General features: G+C 44.9%; 22 protein-coding genes. 12 read left to right on the forward strand and 10 right to left on the reverse strand.

Annotated features, from left to right (window positions below; genetic code table 11):
• The 5 genes from ACFPIK_RS10560 to ACFPIK_RS10580 all read left to right on the forward strand — a co-directional run bounded on the left by ACFPIK_RS10560 (position 1) and on the right by ACFPIK_RS10580 (position 5,136).
• On the forward strand, positions 1 to 1,542 hold the full coding sequence (locus tag ACFPIK_RS10560) for a carboxylesterase/lipase family protein (protein WP_377915005.1): 1,542 nt from the start codon (positions 1 to 3) through the stop codon (positions 1,540 to 1,542).
• A 3-nt stretch (positions 1,543 to 1,545) separates the two neighbouring features.
• Entirely contained in the window at positions 1,546 to 2,832 is a 1,287-nt protein-coding gene (locus tag ACFPIK_RS10565) for a CitMHS family transporter (protein ID WP_377915007.1), read from the forward strand.
• Between the two features lies 1 nt (position 2,833).
• A complete protein-coding gene (locus tag ACFPIK_RS10570; RefSeq protein WP_377915009.1) occupies positions 2,834 to 4,156 on the forward strand; it encodes an acyclic terpene utilization AtuA family protein in 1,323 nt (440 codons plus the stop codon).
• Positions 4,153 to 4,458, forward strand: coding sequence for an AtuA-related protein (locus ACFPIK_RS10575; protein WP_377915011.1), 306 nt, complete (start codon positions 4,153 to 4,155; stop codon positions 4,456 to 4,458). The genes ACFPIK_RS10570 and ACFPIK_RS10575 overlap by 4 nt, the downstream gene beginning before the upstream one ends.
• Before the next feature lie 87 nt (positions 4,459 to 4,545).
• The gene (locus ACFPIK_RS10580; protein WP_377915013.1) at positions 4,546 to 5,136 is read left to right on the forward strand and encodes a fibrobacter succinogenes major paralogous domain-containing protein; all 591 of its coding nucleotides are present in this window, start codon (positions 4,546 to 4,548) and stop codon (positions 5,134 to 5,136) included.
• A gap of 107 nt (positions 5,137 to 5,243) precedes the next feature.
• Here ACFPIK_RS10580 and scpA read toward each other — a convergent pair whose 3' ends face one another.
• Positions 5,244 to 7,361 carry a methylmalonyl-CoA mutase gene (gene scpA, locus ACFPIK_RS10585; protein ID WP_377915015.1) on the reverse strand — a complete coding sequence of 706 codons (2,118 nt, stop codon included), beginning with the start codon at positions 7,359 to 7,361 and terminating at the stop codon, positions 5,244 to 5,246.
• Positions 7,358 to 8,746, reverse strand: a complete 1,389-nt coding sequence (locus tag ACFPIK_RS10590; RefSeq protein WP_377915017.1) for a methylmalonyl-CoA mutase family protein — start codon at positions 8,744 to 8,746, stop codon at positions 7,358 to 7,360. Before ACFPIK_RS10590 ends, scpA begins: the two co-directional genes overlap by 4 nt.
• 353 nt (positions 8,747 to 9,099) lie before the next feature.
• On the opposite strand from ACFPIK_RS10590, the gene dnaA reads away from it, so the two are divergent.
• The 3 genes from dnaA to ACFPIK_RS10605 all read left to right on the forward strand — a co-directional run bounded on the left by dnaA (position 9,100) and on the right by ACFPIK_RS10605 (position 11,164).
• Positions 9,100 to 10,518 (forward strand): chromosomal replication initiator protein DnaA, encoded by a 1,419-nt coding sequence (gene dnaA / locus ACFPIK_RS10595; RefSeq protein ID WP_377915019.1) that lies wholly within the window; start codon positions 9,100 to 9,102, stop codon positions 10,516 to 10,518.
• A 124-nt stretch (positions 10,519 to 10,642) separates the two neighbouring features.
• Entirely contained in the window at positions 10,643 to 10,864 is a 222-nt protein-coding gene (locus tag ACFPIK_RS10600) for a hypothetical protein (RefSeq protein ID WP_377915021.1), read from the forward strand.
• 24 nt (positions 10,865 to 10,888) lie between these two features.
• Positions 10,889 to 11,164 (forward strand): type II toxin-antitoxin system RelE/ParE family toxin, encoded by a 276-nt coding sequence (locus ACFPIK_RS10605; protein WP_377915173.1) that lies wholly within the window; start codon positions 10,889 to 10,891, stop codon positions 11,162 to 11,164.
• A 2-nt stretch (positions 11,165 to 11,166) separates the two neighbouring features.
• Here ACFPIK_RS10605 and ACFPIK_RS10610 read toward each other — a convergent pair whose 3' ends face one another.
• From ACFPIK_RS10610 to ACFPIK_RS10620, 3 genes are all read right to left on the reverse strand, one after another.
• Complete coding sequence (locus ACFPIK_RS10610) at positions 11,167 to 11,919, reverse strand: PdaC/SigV domain-containing protein (protein ID WP_377915023.1); 753 nt, start codon at positions 11,917 to 11,919, stop codon at positions 11,167 to 11,169.
• Positions 11,920 to 12,228: 309 nt separating this feature from the next.
• Positions 12,229 to 13,212 (reverse strand): methylmalonyl Co-A mutase-associated GTPase MeaB, encoded by a 984-nt coding sequence (gene meaB / locus ACFPIK_RS10615; RefSeq protein ID WP_377915025.1) that lies wholly within the window; start codon positions 13,210 to 13,212, stop codon positions 12,229 to 12,231.
• Positions 13,209 to 13,613 carry a hypothetical protein gene (locus tag ACFPIK_RS10620; RefSeq protein ID WP_377915027.1) on the reverse strand — a complete coding sequence of 135 codons (405 nt, stop codon included), beginning with the start codon at positions 13,611 to 13,613 and terminating at the stop codon, positions 13,209 to 13,211. Before ACFPIK_RS10620 ends, meaB begins: the two co-directional genes overlap by 4 nt.
• A gap of 54 nt (positions 13,614 to 13,667) precedes the next feature.
• Here ACFPIK_RS10620 and ACFPIK_RS10625 point away from each other — a divergent pair, with 54 nt between their 5' ends.
• The 3 genes from ACFPIK_RS10625 to ACFPIK_RS10635 all read left to right on the forward strand — a co-directional run bounded on the left by ACFPIK_RS10625 (position 13,668) and on the right by ACFPIK_RS10635 (position 15,367).
• The gene (locus ACFPIK_RS10625) at positions 13,668 to 14,210 is read left to right on the forward strand and encodes a CopD family protein (RefSeq protein WP_377915029.1); all 543 of its coding nucleotides are present in this window, start codon (positions 13,668 to 13,670) and stop codon (positions 14,208 to 14,210) included.
• Between the two features lie 75 nt (positions 14,211 to 14,285).
• Complete coding sequence (locus tag ACFPIK_RS10630; RefSeq protein ID WP_377915031.1) at positions 14,286 to 14,918, forward strand: SCO family protein; 633 nt, start codon at positions 14,286 to 14,288, stop codon at positions 14,916 to 14,918.
• Positions 14,918 to 15,367 carry a c-type cytochrome gene (locus ACFPIK_RS10635; protein WP_377915033.1) on the forward strand — a complete coding sequence of 150 codons (450 nt, stop codon included), beginning with the start codon at positions 14,918 to 14,920 and terminating at the stop codon, positions 15,365 to 15,367. The genes ACFPIK_RS10630 and ACFPIK_RS10635 overlap by 1 nt, the downstream gene beginning before the upstream one ends.
• A gap of 7 nt (positions 15,368 to 15,374) precedes the next feature.
• Here ACFPIK_RS10635 and ACFPIK_RS10640 read toward each other — a convergent pair whose 3' ends face one another.
• Positions 15,375 to 15,797, reverse strand: coding sequence for a hypothetical protein (locus ACFPIK_RS10640; RefSeq protein WP_377915035.1), 423 nt, complete (start codon positions 15,795 to 15,797; stop codon positions 15,375 to 15,377).
• Positions 15,798 to 15,921: 124 nt separating this feature from the next.
• On the opposite strand from ACFPIK_RS10640, the gene ACFPIK_RS10645 reads away from it, so the two are divergent.
• A complete protein-coding gene (locus tag ACFPIK_RS10645; RefSeq protein ID WP_377915037.1) occupies positions 15,922 to 16,743 on the forward strand; it encodes an aminotransferase class IV in 822 nt (273 codons plus the stop codon).
• A gap of 30 nt (positions 16,744 to 16,773) precedes the next feature.
• Here ACFPIK_RS10645 and ACFPIK_RS10650 read toward each other — a convergent pair whose 3' ends face one another.
• The 4 genes from ACFPIK_RS10650 to ACFPIK_RS10665 form a co-directional block, all read right to left on the reverse strand.
• Entirely contained in the window at positions 16,774 to 17,211 is a 438-nt protein-coding gene (locus ACFPIK_RS10650; RefSeq protein WP_377915039.1) for a hypothetical protein, read from the reverse strand.
• Between the two features lie 116 nt (positions 17,212 to 17,327).
• Positions 17,328 to 18,620, reverse strand: coding sequence for an ABC transporter permease (locus tag ACFPIK_RS10655; RefSeq protein WP_377915041.1), 1,293 nt, complete (start codon positions 18,618 to 18,620; stop codon positions 17,328 to 17,330).
• A complete protein-coding gene (locus ACFPIK_RS10660) occupies positions 18,617 to 19,249 on the reverse strand; it encodes an ATP-binding cassette domain-containing protein (RefSeq protein ID WP_377915043.1) in 633 nt (210 codons plus the stop codon). Before ACFPIK_RS10660 ends, ACFPIK_RS10655 begins: the two co-directional genes overlap by 4 nt.
• 2 nt (positions 19,250 to 19,251) lie before the next feature.
• Positions 19,252 to 20,427 carry a hybrid sensor histidine kinase/response regulator gene (locus tag ACFPIK_RS10665; RefSeq protein ID WP_377915045.1) on the reverse strand — a complete coding sequence of 392 codons (1,176 nt, stop codon included), beginning with the start codon at positions 20,425 to 20,427 and terminating at the stop codon, positions 19,252 to 19,254.
• Positions 20,428 to 20,456 lie beyond the last annotated feature (29 nt).

Here is a 20,456-nt window from a genome sequence, read left to right on the forward strand (position 1 = left end):
ATGCTCAAAAGCCCGTTTCTGCTCATCGCTGCGATGGGCTTTCTTTTTTTCTCCTGCGGAAAAAGTGAAAAACAAACCAACCTCTCCATTCAGTCCGTGGCTGTGGAAGGCGGTCTCATTTCAGGAAAAACCGACTCCAGCGGACAGGTCAAAATTTTTAAAGGAATACCTTTTGCCGCTCCTCCGGTAGGTGACTTGCGATGGAAAGCCCCGCAACCCGTACAGCCTTGGGAGGGCACCAAAGTCTGCACCGAAAATCCCGCTGCCCCGATGCAAAATCCTCCCGTGCCGTTTTTTGCCTGGTCGGAGGAATTTCTGATCCCAAAAGAACCGATTTCGGAGGACTGTCTTTACCTCAATATTTGGACTGCTGCAGAAAAATCGGATGAAAAACTTCCTGTGATGGTCTGGATTTATGGAGGAGGATTCAGTTCGGGTGGAAACACTGTCCCGCTTTATGACGGAGAAGAATTGGCGAAAAAAGGCATTGTGGTCGTCGCACTCAATTACCGAGTAGGGATGTTGGGTTTCTTGGCTCATCCGGAACTTAGCGCTGAAAATCCCGATCAAACTTCCGGAAATTATGGCCTCTTGGATCAGATTGCCGGTTTGGAGTGGGTGAAAAAGAACATCGCAGCTTTTGGTGGCGATCCAGACAATGTTACCATTGCAGGCCAATCTGCAGGTGCTTTCAGCGTCAACGCTCTGGTCGTCTCTCCCAAAGCAAAAGGACTTTTCCACAAAGCCATCGCCCAAAGTGGCGGAATGTTTAATCGGGGTAAGGGTTTGGTCTCAGGCCTCCAGGGCGCTGAAGAACGAGGAAAACAACTCACCGACACGCTCGGAATCTCACTGGCAGAACTTAGAAAGCTCCCGGCGGACAGCCTGCTGAAAATCCCGGGGAGATTTGGTCCCGTAGTAGATGGCAAAGTCTTGCCCAGTGTAAGACAAGCATTCGAAGATGGGTCCTTTTCGGATGTCCCTCTTCTGACTGGTTGGAATGCCCATGATCGGGTCTCCGGAAATCCTGCCACCACTCCTGCCGAATTCAAAGCCAACGCCAAAAAACAATACGGAGGACGAGCCGGGGAATACTTGCAACTTTTCCCAGCAGGCAATGAAGTTGAATTGGAAGAAACGCTGAATACTATTGGTGTTTTAGCTTTTGGGCTCCAAAATTACACCTGGGCAAAGATGCAGACTGAAAAGGGTCAAAATGATGCCTATGTGTACTATTTCACCCGAGTACCTCCAGGAGAACCCAATTATGGAGCTTTCCATTCGGCCGAATTCAGCTATGCACTGCATACCCTCCGCAATTGGAACAGACCCTTTGAGCAGGTGGATTATGACTTGGAAAAAAACATGTCCAGCTACTGGGTCAACTTTGTGAAAACCGGAAATCCCAACGGACCCGGTCTTCCCGAATGGCCGATTTTTGATCCTGAAAACCCACTGGTCATTGAGCTGGGATACAACCTGAAAACCAGAGCCATGCCCAACTGGGAGCAAATGAAATTTATGGAAAGCCTGAACCGATAACCCATGCTTGCCTTACTAGGACTACTTACAATTTTACTCTTGCTCTTTTTGGTCATCACCAAAAAAGCATCTCCTGTGATTGCTTTGACGCTTGTTCCTATTCTTACAGGAATATTGGCTGGAAAAACAAATGAACTACCTGCGATGATCGGTGAAGGATTGCAAGCCATCGCTCCCACAGGCGTCATGTTTGTCTTCGCCATCCTCTTTTTTGGAATCCTTTTGGATGCTGGCACCTTCCAACCCATCATCTCCAGGTTGCTAAAAATAGCTGGAAATGACCCGATCAAAATCGCCTTAGCCACGGCGGTTTTGGCTATGTTGATTCATCTGGATGGGTCGGGTGCGGTGACCTTTTTGGTAGTCATCCCTACCTTGGCACCGATCTATGATCAAATAGGAATGAGGCGGATTACGCTTGCTTGTATCGTGGCGCTGTCGGCAGGGACTATGAATATGGTGCCTTGGGGAGGTCCGACGATCCGCGCTGCTACGGCATTGAATGTACCCGTCACAGAACTGTTTAACCCCATGGTTATTCCGCTGATGACCGGTTTGGTAAGTGTTTTTGCGATTGCTTTTTTTCTTGGAACAAGTGAAAAAAACAGACTGGGTAACCTCAATCAATCCGCTGTATCTAGCCTATCTACAGCAGAAACCCCCTTGCATCGCCCCAAACTATTTTGGATCAACGTAATTCTAATCTTGGCTGCAATTACCAGCATCATTCTTTCTTGGGCGCCACCTTACGTAGTATTTATGGTAGCATTTGCGCTGGCTTTATTGATTAATTTCCCAAAAGTCTCAGAGCAAAAAAATCGAATCGATGCTCACGCCAAAGAAGCTATGCTGATGGCAAGTATCCTCTTTGCAGCAGGATGCTTCACCGGTATTCTCAAAGGAAGCGGTATGATGGAGTCTATGGCTTCCACCGTTCAAACCTTATTGCCTGAGCAACTGGGCCGACAACTCCCACTTTTGACAGGATTGGTGGCTATGCCTGCAAGTATGCTTTTTGATCCCGATTCCTTCTATTTCGGTATTTTGCCTCTGCTATCTACTACCGCCACCACCTTTGGTGCAAGTGGCTTAGAGGTCGGGCAAGCTGCGATTTTGGGACAAATGACCACCGGATTTCCGGTAAGTCCACTGACTGGCTCCACTTTTTTATTGGTGGGATTGGCTGGAGTCGAGCTGGGTGATCATCAAAAAAAGACCATTCCCTTAGCGTTTTTGGTCACTTTGGTGATGCTTTTGGTTTCTATTTTACTTGGAGTGATCTCGATTTAGCATGGAGGAAAAAATAAGAATCGGTTGCGGGGCCGGCTTTTCAGGAGACCGATTGGAGCCTGGGTTGATCCTGACGGAAAAGGGAAATCTGGATTACCTGGTCTTGGAATGCCTCGCCGAGCGAACTATTGCTTTGGCACAAAAGCGCAAACAACTAGACCCCAATGCCGGATATGATGTCCTCTTGGAACGGAGAATCGAAGGTTTGCTTCCACTATTACTCAAGCATAAAACCCGACTCATCACCAATATGGGGGCAGCAAATCCCATCGCCGGAGCCAAAAAAATCCTGGAAATCGCCAAAAAACTCGGGCTAAAGGTAAAGATTGCGGTCGTTTTGGGGGATGATGTCTTCGAGCGACTCAGCGGAGAAGAGCTCAGCCTAGAAGGCAATCAACCCCTGAACTCCTACGGCAAACTAGTTTCAGCCAATGCCTACCTGGGCGTGGAGGCCATTCTTCCGGCATTGGCCACCGATGCGCAAATTATCCTGACGGGAAGAGTGGCAGATCCTTCGCTTTTTTTGGCACCCATGGTACACGTATTGGGTTGGGAAAAGGAAAATTCAGACCTGATGGGCAAAGGAACTGTGCTTGGACACTTGATGGAGTGCGCAGGACAGATCACCGGAGGATATTTCGCAGACCCAGTGTCTAAGCCTGTTCCGAACATGCACATCCTTGGGCATCCAATCCTAGAAGTCAGTCGGGGCGGGGGCGGAATTATTTCCAAAGTGGACGGAACCGGCGGATTGATCAACACTCAGACAGCCAAGGAGCAATTACTGTATGAAGTTCTCGATCCGGGAAATTACTTCACGCCTGATACGGTGGCAGATTTTCGAAGTGTGCGTTTGGAAGAAATCGGACCAAATGAATTGAAAGTCACCGGAGGAACCGGCAAACCCAAACCCGAAACCCTCAAGGTTAGCGTGGGCTATCAAGCCGGCTGGATCGGAGAAGGGGAGATTTCCTACGCGGGAGCTCATGCCGTAGAGCGGGCAAAACTTGCCGGAGAAATTATCCAAAAGCGGATCGGGAATTTATTTGACGAGTTTCGGGTGGATTACATCGGACTGAGTTCCCTGCATGGGGAAAGCCTTTCCCAAGGTTCTGCTCCATATGAAGTTAGACTTCGAATTGCCGGAAAATCCAAGAACCAGGCCTTCACCCAACTCGTGGGAGAAGAAGTGGAAGCCCTCTACACCAACGGGCCTGCCGGTGGAGGAGGAGCGAGAAAATTCCTGAATGAAATCATCGGCGTAGTTTCTATCTTGATGGATCGAACCCAAATTCACCCTACCATTCAAGTCTTTGAATCATGAGTCAGAAACTTTCCGATATCGCCCACAGCCGTGCCGGAGACAAAGGAAACACGTTGGTGCTTTCCCTTTTTCCTTTGGAGGAAAAGAACTATGAACTTTTGGTAGAAAGAGTCACGGCTGAAAAAATCAAACAACACCTCGCCCATCAACTCAAAGGAAGTGTCATCCGACATGAAATCCCTGAGCTGAAGGCTTTGCTTTTCACTTGCGAAAGCGCCTTGGCTAGTGGGGTCACCACCTCTTTGGCCATGGACGCGCATGGAAAAAGTCTGAGCTATGCGCTTTTGGAAATGAGGATTTGATTTTCATCAAACCAAGCACTAGAAATACGGAAATAAGCGTATAGCGCATCGAAAGGCGGATAGATACATTTGGTAAAAATCCAGCTCATGATGCGAAAAGCTACTTTTCTTGCCCTATTTCTTCTTCCCTTTCTTGCGCAAAGCCAAGTTACCGACCACGAAGGTCGTACCTACAAAACCGTTAAAATCGGTAATCAAACTTGGATGGCGGAAAACCTGAATGTGATCACCTTCCGAAACGGAGATACTATTCCTGCTGCTTACGATGAAGAGGAATGGGCTTTGGGAGGCGTGTTTTTCATGCCTGCGAGAATGGACATTGACTTCGATGAGGAAAATGGGCAGTTTTTCGGAAAGCTTTACAACTACTTGGCAATCTCAGATGAGCGGGGAATCGCTCCGGATGGCTGGAGAGTACCCACTGATGAGGACTGGAATATTTTGGCTGAGGCCCTAGGCGGACCCGCCGCTGCTACCGCCAAACTCAAAAGCGCCGAGGGTTGGGTGGAAAACAACGGAACCAATGAAAGCGGTTTTGAGGGATATCCTCTTGGGATGATTGACGAAGATGGATATTATGATGGCTTGGGATTTTCGGGTTATTGGTGGAGTATCACTCAAGAAGAAGAAGGGCTCGTGATTAATCGAAACCTGGCTGAAAACAAATTCGCTTTCTAAAAAGCACTCAGCAGTCCTTTTAATGGCCTTTCCGTGAGGCTAGTGAAGATTGATTGAAGTATCTTAGAAAAGAGGCTGTCACTAATCGAGACAGCCTCTGTTATTTTTTATTCGGCCATCAACTTTTCCAAAATCTTGGTCGCAGCCTCTGACAGTACCGTCCCCGGACCGAAGACCGCAGCCACTCCGGATTTTTCCAAAAACTCATAATCCTTAGCCGGAATCACCCCTCCTGCCACCACCATAATATCGGGACGGCCGAGTTCTTTAAGCGCTTGGATCAATTGAGGAATCAAGGTTTTGTGGCCAGCTGCAAGTGAGGATGCGCCTACAATATGGACATCATTTTCCACTGCTTGCTCGGCAACTTCCTGAGGAGTCTGAAAAAGTGGCCCGATGTCCACATCAAAGCCCAAATCTGCAAAACCGGTAGCAATGACTTTTGCCCCACGGTCGTGCCCATCCTGCCCCATTTTGGCAATCAAAATGCGCGGACGTCGACCTTCCATTTCTGCAAATCTGTCGGAAAGCGCTTGGGCTTTTTTGAATGATTCCTGATTTTTCACTTCTGAAGCATAGACTCCTGAGATGGACTTGGTTTGGGCTTTGTGTCTGCCAAATGCTTTTTCCATCGCATCGGATATTTCTCCTAAAGTAGCTCTTTTTCGAGCTGCCTCCACAGCCAGAGCGAGTAAATTGCCTGTATCGGCTTGGGCTGCCTGCGCAATTTTTTCTAAGCAAAAATCCACCTCTTGCTGATTTCGGGAAGCTTTTACCTGATTGAGTCTGGCGATCTGAGCAAGTTTCACGGCCTGATTATCGACATCTCTCACCTCGATTTGGGATGCCTCATCCACTTGATAGCGGTTGACTCCCACGATGACGTCTTTGCCACTATCGATTCGTGCTTGCTTTTTGGCTGCCGCCTCTTCGATTCTAAGTTTGGGAAGTCCGGCTTCGATGGCTTTGGCCATGCCGCCAATTTCCTCTACTTCCTGAATCAGTGACCAAGCTCTTTGCGCTAGCTGATCCGTCAAGTACTCGACATAGTAAGAACCTCCCCAAGGATCCACCACTTGGGTGATTCCGGTTTCTTCTTGCAAAACCAGCTGGGTATTTCTGGCAATTCGAGCCGAGAAATCTGTAGGCAAAGCGATCGCTTCATCAAGGGAATTGGTGTGGAGAGACTGAGTATGGCCCATGGCTGCCCCGAGTGCTTCGACGGCGGTTCGGGTCACGTTGTTGAATGGATCTTGCTCCGTCAAGGACCAGCCGGAAGTCTGACAGTGCGTACGCAAAGCGAGGGATTTGGAATCCTTGGGATTGAATTGCTTGACGATCTTGGACCAAAGCAATCGGCCGGCCCGCATCTTGGCGATTTCCATGAAGTAGTTCATCCCAATCGCCCAGAAAAAGGACAACCTCGGTGCAAAATCATCGATATCAAGCCCGGCTTTTATCCCAGTTCTCAGGTACTCCAATCCATCCGCTAAGGTGTAAGCCAATTCCAAATCCGCCGTTGCTCCGGCCTCCTGCATGTGATAACCGGAGATGGAAATCGAGTTGAATTTGGGCATGTGCTTCGAAGTAAACTCAAAAATATCCCCAATGATCCGCATGCTAGGCTGGGGCGGATAGATGTAGGTATTCCGCACCATAAATTCCTTCAGAATGTCATTTTGAATCGTGCCGCTGAGCTGCTCAGGTTTTACTCCCTGCTCCTCTGCTGCGACGATGTAAAATGCCAAAACCGGAATGACAGCTCCATTCATCGTCATGGAGACGGACATTTCGTCTAGAGGTATCTGATCGAAAAGGATTTTCATGTCCTCCACGGTATCGATCGCTACACCGGCTTTGCCCACGTCGCCTTGGACTCGGGGGTGATCAGAGTCATACCCACGATGCGTAGCCAAATCAAAAGCTACCGAAAGCCCTTTTTGCCCTGCAGCCAGGTTTCTACGGTAAAATGCATTCGATTCTTCGGCCGTGGAAAAGCCTGCATACTGACGGATGGTCCAAGGCCGCTGCACATACATGGATGCATAAGGCCCACGGAGAAACGGCGGGATCCCCGCAGAAAAACGGAGTTGCTTGAGCGAATTGATCGCTTTGGGATCAAAAAAATCCGGGATGCTAATTTGCTCAGGGGCCTCCCAAACTGATGTGGAATTGGGCTCAGAAGCCTTGCTTGCTGTGGTCCATTTACTCAGATCAGGTCTCATGATTCAGCTAGGATTTGAAGTTCGAGCAAATAGGTCGCACGGATTGGATTGAGTTCATGAAGTTTTTCTTCAAAAGGCTCCCACACCAATTCTGTGGAGGATGTGGACGGTGGGGGATATTTGTTTGCACCGATCTTTGTTACCTGATTTTGAAGCACTTCATTCAGAATTTTTTCACGCTGTTGCCTGATCGAAGCATGAATTTCCCCTTTTTGAAAAGCCTTTGACCATCCGCCCAAAGCTTCTATTTTGGAGAGCTGCGCCTTTGAATTGTGAAGGATTTCTTCTTTCAAATTTTCCAAGAAATAGGCTCCTGCCCCAGGGTCCATGACTTTGTCCAGATAAGCTTCTTCCCTTAGAATAGAGGATACATTTCTTGCAATTCTTCTCTCCATTTCGGAACAAACTTCTTCTTGTAGCGGCTGTACCCAAAGCCAATTTGCTCCACCGAGTACAGCTGACATCGCCTCATAGGTTTGTCGGATTAGGTTGGTATTGGGGTCCAAAAGAGACTTAGACCATTGCGCAGTTTTACAAAAAAGCGACATAACTTCTTCCTTCAGTTCGACGCCATACAGGCTTGCAAGTTGTGAAATTGCCATTCGGAATGCTTTCAGCCGGACAATTTCTCCAAAGTGGTTTTCCCCCACTGAAGCTTCCAAAAAGATCTTTGAAAAAATCACGTTAGGGTCTATATCCATAGAATCAATCAACTCGATCAACTCTCCCAAACCTAAGCCAAGTGCCTCAATCGGATTGCCTCCGGATTCTGTATATCGGGAGGTTTTGATACAAAATGGTGCAAAACTTGAATAAGGACCACTCATTTCTAGGAGTTCAGCGAGGATTTCGGTCCCTAGCCCAAACGATTCACTCTGGTCAAAACTCAGATCAGAAGGTGTCCAAAGCATCCCTCCACTTATTGAATCAGCAGATGCACTTGTCGCATCTGCCCACTCCAAAAATGTTTTTAGAGCAGCGACAGGATTGCCCATAGGCAATACAAAAATCGAAATGTATTGAGGTAAGACCCCTTCCAAAAGTTCTGATAAATCTTCAAATCCATTGAGGTGCAAAACGAGTCCTTCGGCTCCGTTTTCCAACGCATTCAAAATTTGAGCATTGGTATCTCCAGGTAGCACGCTGACCAGGTTTTGCCATCTCCTAGGAGGAAAGCCTACCGTTTCAGATGGTGAGTGAAAACGCTGCTGAACAATAGGGCTACTCAAGTCTTCCTGCGTGTAAAACGGTTTCAATACAAGCGTATCCCAAAGCTTGGAACTCAGGGTTGCACTCACATCTCTTCCTTTGATTTCCTTTGAAGCTTGAGCTATCCAATCAGATTTGGAAGCTGCGTCAAACTCCGGAAATAAATCTTCAGTCATAATTGGGAGGTGGATTAAATCCTAAACATCAAAACCAAAATTAACCATTCCCCGGTGGTTTGAAAGCCTTCCATTCCTTTGATAAAAAGAAAGAAGAACCCTAAAAAGGAATTAACGGCTATATTTCAACTCAATGATTTACAATCTCATCCAAATAATTCCTCTCTATTTTTAACTTATCCCATTGAAGATTTCAGCCAATTGGGCTTTTTCAAAACATCCAAGATATTATTGATCATCAAATTTGATTATTCACTTTTTCAAAGGAATTTGGATTTTTTATTTAAGTTAATTTTCTACAAATTTGACGCCCTTGCCCTTCCAGGGTAGTAGGAGTTAGCCAACCTTTTCTAATGAGTTCAGAAGCCAGTGCAGTTTGGAATGAATGCTTGCGTGTAATCGAACAACACGTCAATGAGCAGAGCTTTTCCACCTGGTTTAGACCTATTAATCCAGTCAAACTAGAAGGTTCGAGCTTGACTATTCAGGTTCCAAGTCAGTTTTTCTATGAGTGGTTGGAGGATAATTATGTTCAGGTCCTCAAACTGGCTATCAAAAGTACCTTGGGGCCAAATGGAAGATTGGAGTATGCGGTCGTGGTCGACAAAGGAAACTCTTCCAATCAACCCTATGTAGTATCCTACCCTCAGGGAAACAATGCAGCGAAAAAACCTGCATCAAGCGCTACCGAAGTCAGAACTCCATTTGAAATGCAATCCTTGGATGCGGATATGCTTACTCAAAGCAATCTGAATCCGACTTATACGTTCAGTACCTACATCGAAGGCGATTGTAACCGACTGGCCCGATCTGCGGGTTTCGCAGTGGCCACCAAGCCTGGTATCACCTCATTCAATCCCTTGATGGTCTATGGAGGTGTTGGACTTGGTAAGACTCACCTGGTGCAAGCCATAGGTAACGAAATCAAAAATGGCCCTGAAGACAAGTTTGTCTTGTACGTGTCCTCAGAAAAGTTTGTGAACCAATTCATGGATTCCATCAAGGATGGCAACGTGAAAAGCTTCACCAATTTTTACATGCAAGTGGATGTCCTGATCATCGATGACATTCAGTTTTTGGCAGGTAAAGACCGGACTCAAGAGATGTTTTTCCACATTTTCAATCACCTGCACCAAAATAAAAAGCAGATCATCATGACTTCCGATTGCCCTCCAAGAGATTTGAAGGGATTGGAAGAACGACTGCTTTCGAGATTCAAGTGGGGATTGACTGCGGATTTGCAGATGCCGGACTTCGAAACCCGTGTGGCAATCATTCGCAGAAAAATGGAATCGGAGGGTATTTTCATTCCAGACGACGTGGTGGAGTACTTGGCCTATTCCGTAGATACCAATGTCCGTGAGCTGGAAGGCATCCTGATTTCGCTTATCGCCCATGCATCCCTCAATCGGGTGGAAATCAGCCTGGAACTTGCTAAGACGGTGATCAAAAACTTTATTAAGGACATCGAAACTGAGGTTGGGATTGATTTTATCCAAAAGTCAGTGTCTGAATATTACGGCATCCATGCAGATGAATTGAAGGCAAAGACCCGGAAAAAGGAGATTGTGATTGCCCGTCAGTTAGCCATGTATTTTTCAAAAGAATTCACTCAGCATTCTCTCAAATCGATCGGATACCATTTTGGCGGACGTGATCACAGCACGGTAATCCATGCTGTGCAGACCGTGAATGACATGATTGACACCGACGCCAACTTCCGCAATGCGGTCAATGAGCTGAAGAAAAAGTTTAAGATGAGGTCTTATTGATTTCAAATTTGAATTAAAAACTTTATTGCTCAGATTTTCACTAATCACTTGAAATTGAAAAAGTGAAACATTGATTTCCTAATTTGATTGCAATTCGTGTAACTTAAGTAAAATGATACCAATCATGGAAAATGAATTGAAACTCGAGCTTATTGAAAAATTGCTTCAAGTCTCGGAAGAGCAAATTCTATTGGAAATTAAATCTGTGCTAGATCAAAGGCCTTCTGCGTCTTCAATTTCTGATGAATTGTATTCGGAATTAATGAAGAGAAGAGAAAATGCATTAACTAATAATACCAAGCTCTTTTCTTGGGAAGAAGTTAAAAATGAGCTTCTAAAGAAATAAGCCAAATGCTTTTTTCAACTTGAAATAACAGAAGAAGCGAAATTTGAGATAAAGGAAGCATTTACTTTTTATGAATCCAGAGAATCCGGTTTGGGCATCTATTTTTTAGAAAATCTTGAAGAACGATTCCAAACCATTTTGGAAAATCCATTGAAATACCCAGAAAAGAGGACTCCTTTTAGAGAAGCACTACTTTCAAAATTCCCCTACCAGACAATATTTGAAGTGTTGCAAGAAAGAATCATTGTCTATTCTGTATTCCATACCAGTAAGAATCCGAAAAACAAACCTAAAAAATAAACTCACCACGCTACCGCATCACCCAATTCCTCTTGGGTAAATTCAATCTCGGTATAACCTAGGACATAAGGTCCAATCTCATAGGGAACGTAGATTATCCAAAATTTACCATCCTTAAATCCCATGGCATTGGCCAAGAAAAAACCTGTTTCGGGCAGAAAAAACCGACCATCGTCTACCAAATTTACCCCTTCCGGCACCTCATGAAAAAGCCGAAACTTTTGTTCGGCAAGTTGAGTCACCTTGGCCTGATCCAGTACTAATTGATCTGGACTGAGGGATTTTCCCGATTTTTTTTCAAAATTCAAAAAAGCCACCGTACTGTTAGGATGAGCCCCACCTAAGTAATTATACTGTTCGAAAAAAATAGAAATCGCACGATCAGATTCATAGGAAAGTTTGCCTTTGACTTCGATTTCCCAAGAACCAAAGCTTTGTGGAAACTCTTTTTTGAATGCTTTGAAGGATCTGAAAAAATCATTGGCCGCAGAGTCGAGAGTGGTTCCAGGATCCTCCCCTATTTGCGAAAAACCCAAGAGTTGACCTTGAATCACTTCATTAATCTGTGCCGCATGGGGATCTCCCTTTGCCACAGGCCAAATCAGTCTTAAGCGTGCGCATTCCTCACCTACACAAGTTTCCTGGACCAAGGAGTCAAGACCAAAAGTCAGTTTTTCTTCGGCATAATTTTCAGATTGAGTAACTCCCTTACAGCCAAAGGCAACAACGACCAGCACGCTTAACATCCATTTCATGTGATTATAATTTGATTTTAAAAGGCCACATGGAATCTCGCAAAACTTATAATCATCCCAGTGTGTGACTTTTTAGTCATGCTCGATTTCATGTGATTATAATTTGATTTTAAAAGGCCACATGGAATCTCGCAAAACTTATAATCATCCCAGTGTGTAACTTTTTAGTCATGCTCGATTTCATGTGTTTATAATTTGATTATAAAAGGCCACATGGAATGCCATGGATAATCATTCCCCTCCCGAAACCAGTTCGGGACAAGTTGTGTGAGAAGCATTTTCTCATGGGCATTTCATGATACAGCGAAATCAATTCAAAAATAAATCCATCAATCGATGGGCAAGCACTCCAGGGTGAAGTTCCCCTGATTTTACTTTAGGCTTTTCTTCTCGCAAAAGTTGCTGAACCTGCGCATTCTTCAGAAATGCCCTTCCTAACAATTCCTGAACTTGATCCTCCAGCCAATCAAGTCTCTGTTCGGACCGAATGGCCTCCCAAAATCCCGAGAATTTTACCTTTTCTTCATAATCGAGTACCAAAGACCAAATCTGATTCAATCCTAATCCCGACACTGATGAGGCTAATACCACCTTGGGAGACCAGTTTTTAAGGTTTTCCTGAAACAGATGAAGGGCATTTTGGTAGTTGGATTTTGCTTTTTGAGCAGCCTCAAGATTATCCCCGTCAGCTTTGTGAATAACGAGCATATCTGCCATTTCCATAATTCCTTTTTTGATCCCCTGCAGTTCATCGCCTGCACCGGAGAGCATGAGCAGCAAGAAAAAATCCACCATATTTTTTACGGCAGTTTCGCTTTGGCCCACCCCTACCGTCTCGATCAAAATCACATCAAACCCAGCTGCTTCACAAAGAAGCATGGCTTCCCTTGTTTTGCCACTGACACCCCCTAAGGTAGTACCAGATGGACTTGGCCGGATATATGCCCGCTTGTCCAAAGCTAAATCCTCCATTCTTGTCTTGTCACCCAGAATACTTCCTTTAGTCAATTGACTGCTTGGGTCTACTGCCAGGACTGCAACTTTTTTCCCGAGGTCCAAAAGCATTTTTCCAAAAGCCTCGATAAACGTACTCTTTCCCACTCCGGGCACACCTGTGATGCCTATTCGAATGGACTGACCTGTGTGAGGCAACACTGCCTGAACCAATTGAGAAGCTAAAGCCTGATCTGCCTCCAGGGCACTTTCAACCAAGGTGATGGCTTGACTTAGCACCACCCGGTTGCCTGATCGAATTCCGGCTGCGTATTCTTCAAGGCTTAGTCTCTTTTTCATGGATTCAAATACAAAAACCGACTTTCTCCCATGGGCGTTTTTTCAAATTCTGCGAGCAAAAATGGCCGAAACTCTTCCGGAAAGAAGGGGGCTTTTGGATTGAGTTCGATTTTACCGGATAGGTCTTCAGAGAAGAAAAACACATGAGTTCGGCCGTATTTGGAGTGTGGCTGTGAATCAGCGAAGGCCTTCATCCATCTTTCATCCTGATCCAAAACCTTTACTGCCAGGACTCTCACCACCGGACCGGTATTGTTTTCGTTTCGGTAGTAGCCGATTTCTTCATATTTGCCTTCCCACTGCTCCATGCCGGGCTGAGCAAAACTGGCACTGATGATCTGATAGAGGACGATGCCCACTACAATTCCTATCAAATAGAGAATGACCTTATTCCTTTTCAAAAACTTTAGCGGGTTTATGGGGTTTAGCCCTTAATTTAGCCCAAAATTCTGACAATGGGTTTCGAGTACGTCAAAGCACTTCATATCATTTTCGTAGTCACTTGGTTTGCAGGACTGTTTTACATCGTGAGATTGTTCATCTACCAGACGGAAGCTTTGGAAAAACCGGAGGCTGAGCGCAATATTCTGAAGCCGCAACTTGACCTCATGGCCAGTCGGCTTTGGTACATCATCACTTGGCCTTCAGCGATCTTGACTCTGATTTTTGGAGCATGGGTACTCTACTACCGATGGGGATACATGCAGTTGGGTTTTATGCATGCCAAATTGGGTTTTGTCTTTTTGCTTTACCTCTATCATGGATTTTCTCATGTCCTTTTTAAAGAATTGCAACAGGGAAAAGCAAGATGGAACTCTACCAAACTGAGACTTTGGAACGAAGTGTCGACGATTTTGCTTTTTGCTATAGTATTCCTGATCGTCTTAAAAAGTACCGTAAGCATGGCTTGGGGAATTGCCGGATTGATTGGATTGGCAGTATTGCTGATGCTGGGAATCAAGCTTTATAAGAATTATAGACTTAAAAAAGGTGAGTGAAATTCGGAGTGCAGGGAATAAAAAAACGATCGTTTAGCAACCTGAAATTTCACTTCATCCAAAATCAACCAAAACATGAAAACTACCGGACTACTCTTTGGACTACTACTCATCTGGGCAGCGGCCTGCAAGCCAGCCGGAGAAAATGCAGCCTCCAATCTGGAGCTGCCTATCCTAGGGGAACGATATTTGGATGAAAATCAGGACACGGTTTATCATACCATTGCCCAATTTTCATTTGTCAATCAAGTAGGTGACACCATCAGCAAGGCTGATGTAGCTGGAAAAGTCTATGTAGCTGACTTCTTTTTCACGACCTGTCCCACCATCTGTCCTGTAATGAAAAAGGAGATGCTGCGAGTTCATGAAAAATTCAAAGGAGATCCCGATTTTAAGATTCTGAGCCATTCGATAGATCCTACTCATGATACACAGGAAGTATTGAAGGATTATGCAGAAAAACTGGGAATCACAGATGCCTCAACCTGGAATTTCCTGACAGGAGATCAGGAGAAAATCTTTGAAATGGGTCAAACCAGCTACCTGACTACGGCTATGGCGGATCAGATGGAGCCAGGAGGATTTTTGCATAGCGGTGCCTTTTTACTGATCGATCAGCAAGGCCGTATCCGTGGAGTGTATGATGGGACCAAATCAGATCAGGTGGACCGTTTGATCAATGACATTCCAAAAATACTGACTCCGTGATGAGACTGGGAATCCTACTTTTTCTTTTAACATTCCTGGGTGCATGCAGCCCCAAGGCGAGTTCGGAAGAAAACACCTTGGCTCAGATCTCAGACCCTGAAGTGATGAAGTTTGCAGTCAATGGTAAGCGGCTGTACGAAAACTACTGTGGAAATTGCCATCAGCCAGACGGGCGAGGTCTCGGAAAATTAATCCCACCATTGAGAAATTCGGATTACTTCAAGGCGAGTGTTCATCGCTCAATCTGGATCATGCGAAATGGGCAACAAGGCCAAATTGTAGTGAATGGAGAAACCTACAATCAAGCCATGCCTGCCAATCCTCAGTTGAAACCTTTGGAAATCGCGCAGATTTCTACCTACCTGTATAATATTTGGGGGTTGAATGAAGGTGTGATCTCTGCCTCCGAGGTAGAAGATTATTTAAAAAAAGCGCCTGATGGACTTTAAGGCCAATTCAATCTTTGAGCAGGACCTCAGCCTTGGCCAAAGCCGCTTTGATGTCTTCGTTTACCTTTGACACCAAGACCAGCTGCTCGTCGAGATAAACTTTTACTTCTTCGGGAGTTTTCTCACCATCTTCGGTATTGTATTGTCTCATCCACACAAACATCCCCTCATAGGCTAAGTTGAGTTGAGAGGCAAGATTTTTGAGTTCGTCGATTTTGGCCTGATCCGGAGTCTCAGAGTTTTGAAGTTCCTCAGCTTTTTGAAGGGCTGCTTTTTCCAAGGATTTGAGTTGGCCCATTTTGGGCATTACCTCATCATGGACAGCGATGACCTGTTCCCTTTGGGTTTTATTTTCCTCCACTTGCTTATTTCCACAAGCTTGGACAAAAATCAATAGAGTAAAAATCAAGTAAAAAGGAATAAACTTCATAATCTCGTTAGTTAATGTTTCTAAGATGCAATTTATTCTCGGTTAAGATAAAAATTATCTGATTTTTATATGAGATGACATTCTGAGTTTCATTGGTTAATTTTGAGGCTTACCTCTCGAGTTTATGAAACCATTCTGCTTTGCTGACGGGAAAATTATCCCAACCGAAACCGCAACAATTCACCCCACTGACCTGGGACTAATCAGAGGATACGGGATTTTCGACTTTTTCCGCACCGTGAATTACCAGCCTCTCTTTCTGGAACATTACCTGGATAGGTTCATTGCTTCGGCAGAAAAGACTTATTTACCGCTGGAATATTCCCGAGAAGAATTACGTCAAATTATCGCAGCAGTAATCGAGAAAAATGATCTTCAGCAAGGCGGAATCCGAATGGTACTCAGTGGAGGTGTTTCTGAAAACCATTTTTCCCCTGCGACAGGCAAGCTTTTTATGTATGCCGAGTCACTGATGTTCCCTTCAGAAGAAAAATATCAAAACGGCATCAAATTGCTCACGCTGGAGCATGTCAGGGCCATTGCAGATATCAAAACTACCAATTACACCCTTCCGGTATGGCATAGTGTCAACTGGAAAAGATTGGGGGCCGAAGATGTGCTCTACCATTGGAATGGTCTGGTGAGTGAGAGCTCCCGAAGTAATTTTTTCATGGTGAAAGACGGGACAATTCATACGCCTGATCAGCATATCCTTCACGGTATTACCCGGAAGCACCTCATCCAAGTAGCTGACCAAGTAATCATCCGACCAATTAGATTGGAAGAAGTCTGGGAAGCCGATGAGGCATTTATCTCCAGTACCACCAAAGTCCTGCTACCGGTGACACAGCTGGATGACCGAAAAATCGGCAATGGAAAATCAGGCAAAATCACCTTGGATTTACTCGAAAAATTCAGAGTTCTCGAAAAGAAAACTATCTCTTGAACATAAAAAAAGCTCCTTTCGGAGCTTTTTTTATTGGCGTATCAGCTGGGCATCTTTGAGGATATACATCAGTTTCTCTGGATCATTGGCATTGAGCGTCAGTTTTCCTTTGACCTTGACTCTCTTGGAGGTGTACTTAATGGGACTGGTCAGCATCACTTCCATGACAGTCTCAGGACCCCCAGAGCCGCAAAAGAAACATTCTGCCAAAGGAAGACTGGAAAGGATAATATGAGTAGGCTTAAACATTCCTTCAAACGGAATGATATAGCCATCAGCCTCCACCACTTTGCCTTCCAATTTTTTGATATTGTCTGAAAAAACCGGCACATACAACTCTCCAAAATTATCCTTGCTGATTTTATAGGATACTTCCGATAGACTTTTCCAAACACCTTGTGCCCTTACTTCCTGAGAAATCAATACTCCCAAAAAGACCAAGACCGGCAACACAATCCACTTTTTCATGTAATTATAATTTGATTTCTTAAGGCCACATGGAATCTCGCAAATCTTATAATCATTCTAGTATGTGACTTTTTAGTCATGCTCGATTTCATCTGCTATTTAAATTTTGACGCTAATTAAGCCTTTGTCAATTGCTTTGCAATACTTGTTTGATAAGCTGACCAAGCAGGAATCAATGACGCAATCAATCCAACTGCTAACGCATAACCCACGACCCAAAGTTCTTGTGAAAGAAAAATCCAAGGATTGAGAGCTGATACTACGGTTTGTTCGCTTTGACTGACTAGTAAAGCCAGAAAGGAGTGCCCAAGGATAATTCCAATCAAAGCTCCAAAAAAAGTGAGGAGGATACCCTCCAAGAAAACAAGGATCACCAGCTGGATGCGTGATGCTCCGAGAGCTCTAAGGATAGCCAAGTCATATTTTCGCTCCTTGAGTGAATTGTAAAGTGCGATAAAAATCCCCAAACCTGCGATCACAATCAACACCACCGCTAAACCTTGAAGAAGGCTGATTCCTATTCCAAGCAATTCGAACAATCTCGACATTTCAAAAGAGGGAGAGGCTGCCTGCATCGAAGTGCCGGAATTGATCATTCTTGGCAACTGAATGGCCGCCATGGGATTACGGAACTGGAGCAAAAGGGTAGTCACTTCTCTTTCTTCATCGGTGAGGGGAAAGCCCGTTGTGGCCACAGGTTGATGAAATTTGGCATGATGATCCGCTTCATGCTCGATTTCTCCTGAATCTACCGAAAGTGAATCTACCGGAGTTTCAGATTCCTCAGATCCCTCTTCATCATGGGTATACCAAACAGATTCTATGCTAGTCAGTACCAATCGATCCACCACATTCCCCTTTGGGACCAAAATCCCACTCACTACAAAATTGTGCTGATCATGATCATGACTACCTACACTGATGCCATGACTGCCTATAAATTCATCTCCGAGTTTGAGATTAAGCTTTTGGGCAATTTCTGCACCTATGACCACCTGAAAAGGCTCTTCCCAAGCTTTTCCCTGCTCAAACTCCACCTCATAAAGGGAGAGGTAATCGTGATTGGTGCCCACGATTCGGAAACCTTGGACGTTGTCGCCGAGTGCCAAAGGAATAACTTTCTTGACCAGGCGATTGGAAGATAGTCGCTTGGCCTCTTCCATCTTGATATTACCCGTAGGGAAATCGATGTGGTAAACAGAAGACAGGATCAATTGCAGTGGACTGCCTTTGGCTCCTACTACCAAGTCAATTCCCGCTGCATCTTGGTTCATTTTCTTCTCAAACTGGTCCTGAATCAGAAGTAAAACCGTAATAATGGCCAAACCCAATGCCAACAGGAAAATATTCAAGCCGGTTGACAGCGGTCTAAACGTGAGGTATTTCCAACTTATTTTTAAAAGATTCATGAGGCCTTCACTTCTATAAATTGAGAAATATGGGCTTTCACACGCTGGTCGTGAGTTACAATAATCAGCGCTGCGCCAATTTTAGAGGCTTGGGCCTTGAGTAACGTGATGACTTTTTCGGAATTCTCATCATCCAGACTGGAAGTTGGTTCGTCTGCCACTATCAGTTTGGGCGAATTAGCCAGAGCTCTGGCGATGGAAACCCGCTGGGCCTCTCCTTCACTGAGTGTCATCACTGCAGATTTTGCCTTCTTATCTATGCCCAAGTCTTTGAGCAGTTGATCCAGATTCTGTCCTTGTTTTTTGCCAAAAAAATGAGCAAGCTCAAGATTTTGCTTCACATTTAGTGCTGCGATTAGATGGGGTTTTTGAAATACAATCCCAATATGCTGACCCCGAAACAGGTCCAGCTTCTGACCATCAAGCTCCGAAATCAAAACCTCATCGAGCACCACTTTTCCTGAAGCAGGTTTGAGCAAGCCGGAAAGCAGATTGAGCAAGGTGGTTTTTCCACTGCCTGATTTTCCGAGGATAAGCAAAGAGTCCCCTGAGCTCAGGTTGATATCAGGAAACTCCAGCATGGGCTGCCCGGGATGGGCAAATCGTAAGGATTGTGTTTGAAAACGCATAATTAACTTACCGGAACAGACACCTGAAAGGTGGTACCTTTACCTGCTTCGCTTTCGAAAGAAATCTCACCTTCTAGCACTTCAATGCATTTTTTGACAATCGAAAGACCTAAGCCTGTACCTTCCACGATTCCGACATTCCCCCCACGAAAAAACCGGTCAAATAGTTTTCCTTGTTCTGCTTTTGGAATGCCGATTCCCTTATCACTCACCGTAGCGACAAGTCTGTTATTCTCCATGGAAAGCTTAAAATCTACCTCCTTACCGTCTTTCGAGTACTTTACAGCATTGGAAAGGAGGTTTTCAAGGATTTGATACAGAAGATCTGGGTCTGTGGTAACTGTCTTTGGCAAGTTCACCACTTCCGATTTGATGGTCACGTCATTTTCAATTCCTGCTTTGACGTTATCTAGGAGATCTTTGACAAAAGTGGCCATAAACACCTTCTTAGGCTTATATTCCATTTTGTTTTCATCCGCCTTTCCAAAGAACAAAACACTAGTCAACAGGTTGTTCAAGGCTCTGACCGAGTGTTCGATTTTTGAAGCGTGCTTTCCGATTTTTTGCTTGAGCGGATGTTCTTTCTCGGCATAGATCTGAAGTAGCTGAGCAGAGCTCAAAATAGAAGTGAGCGGAGTTTTGAAGCCATGAGACACATTGAGTACAATTCTCGATTTCAATTCATTGATCTCACGCTCTTTTTCAAGGGCCTTGGTTAGTTCCTTATTGGCTTCAAAAAGCTCTGAGGTTCGCTGTTTTACTTTTTCCTCAAGTTCATTATTGAGTTTTTGGAGCTCTTTTTCCTTTCTGTCTTTGAAAATGGCCAGTTCAATGACCATGTTGAGTTCACGGATATTAAACGGCTTGATCACATAGGCACTTGGATTGGTGCCCACGACCTTATTGAGTGTCTCTGCATCGGAGGATGCACTCAGGTAGACCACGGGAATATCAAATTTTTCATTGATGATCTCTGTGGTTTTGATCCCGTCCAGTTCCCCAGCCAGATTGATATCCATCATGACGATATCTGCACCATGCTCATCCAATAGGTCGAGTGCTTTTTCACCGGTATCAGCGATTCCTATGATTTGATGGGCGTTTTTTTCCAGTGCCCGCTGAAGAAGCAAGGCCGAAACAGAATCATCTTCTACGATGAGGATTCTCAATGTAAACATGGGGCAAATGGGGGTTGGTGATATTTTCG

Source organism: Algoriphagus aquatilis, from assembly GCF_042657405.1.
Taxonomy (GTDB): domain Bacteria; phylum Bacteroidota; class Bacteroidia; order Cytophagales; family Cyclobacteriaceae; genus Algoriphagus; species Algoriphagus aquatilis.

Bases quoted from the DNA above. Each gene is read 5' to 3' on its own strand.
- ACFPIK_RS10560 (WP_377915005.1), top strand. From the start codon at position 1: ATGCTCAAAAGCCCGTTTCTGCTCATCGCTGCGATGGGCTTTCTTTTT.
- ACFPIK_RS10565 (WP_377915007.1), top strand. From the start codon at position 1,546: ATGCTTGCCTTACTAGGACTACTTACAATTTTACTCTTGCTCTTTTTG.
- ACFPIK_RS10570 (WP_377915009.1), top strand. From the start codon at position 2,834: ATGGAGGAAAAAATAAGAATCGGTTGCGGGGCCGGCTTTTCAGGAGAC.
- ACFPIK_RS10575 (WP_377915011.1), top strand. From the start codon at position 4,153: ATGAGTCAGAAACTTTCCGATATCGCCCACAGCCGTGCCGGAGACAAA.
- ACFPIK_RS10580 (WP_377915013.1), top strand. From the start codon at position 4,546: ATGATGCGAAAAGCTACTTTTCTTGCCCTATTTCTTCTTCCCTTTCTT.
- scpA (WP_377915015.1), bottom strand. From the start codon at position 7,361: ATGAGACCTGATCTGAGTAAATGGACCACAGCAAGCAAGGCTTCTGAG.
- ACFPIK_RS10590 (WP_377915017.1), bottom strand. From the start codon at position 8,746: ATGACTGAAGATTTATTTCCGGAGTTTGACGCAGCTTCCAAATCTGAT.
- dnaA (WP_377915019.1), top strand. From the start codon at position 9,100: ATGAGTTCAGAAGCCAGTGCAGTTTGGAATGAATGCTTGCGTGTAATC.
- ACFPIK_RS10600 (WP_377915021.1), top strand. From the start codon at position 10,643: ATGGAAAATGAATTGAAACTCGAGCTTATTGAAAAATTGCTTCAAGTC.
- ACFPIK_RS10610 (WP_377915023.1), bottom strand. From the start codon at position 11,919: ATGAAATGGATGTTAAGCGTGCTGGTCGTTGTTGCCTTTGGCTGTAAG.
- meaB (WP_377915025.1), bottom strand. From the start codon at position 13,212: ATGAAAAAGAGACTAAGCCTTGAAGAATACGCAGCCGGAATTCGATCA.
- ACFPIK_RS10625 (WP_377915029.1), top strand. From the start codon at position 13,668: ATGGGTTTCGAGTACGTCAAAGCACTTCATATCATTTTCGTAGTCACT.
- ACFPIK_RS10630 (WP_377915031.1), top strand. From the start codon at position 14,286: ATGAAAACTACCGGACTACTCTTTGGACTACTACTCATCTGGGCAGCG.
- ACFPIK_RS10635 (WP_377915033.1), top strand. From the start codon at position 14,918: ATGAGACTGGGAATCCTACTTTTTCTTTTAACATTCCTGGGTGCATGC.
- ACFPIK_RS10640 (WP_377915035.1), bottom strand. From the start codon at position 15,797: ATGAAGTTTATTCCTTTTTACTTGATTTTTACTCTATTGATTTTTGTC.
- ACFPIK_RS10645 (WP_377915037.1), top strand. From the start codon at position 15,922: ATGAAACCATTCTGCTTTGCTGACGGGAAAATTATCCCAACCGAAACC.
- ACFPIK_RS10650 (WP_377915039.1), bottom strand. From the start codon at position 17,211: ATGAAAAAGTGGATTGTGTTGCCGGTCTTGGTCTTTTTGGGAGTATTG.
- ACFPIK_RS10655 (WP_377915041.1), bottom strand. From the start codon at position 18,620: ATGAATCTTTTAAAAATAAGTTGGAAATACCTCACGTTTAGACCGCTG.
- ACFPIK_RS10660 (WP_377915043.1), bottom strand. From the start codon at position 19,249: ATGCGTTTTCAAACACAATCCTTACGATTTGCCCATCCCGGGCAGCCC.
- ACFPIK_RS10665 (WP_377915045.1), bottom strand. From the start codon at position 20,427: ATGTTTACATTGAGAATCCTCATCGTAGAAGATGATTCTGTTTCGGCC.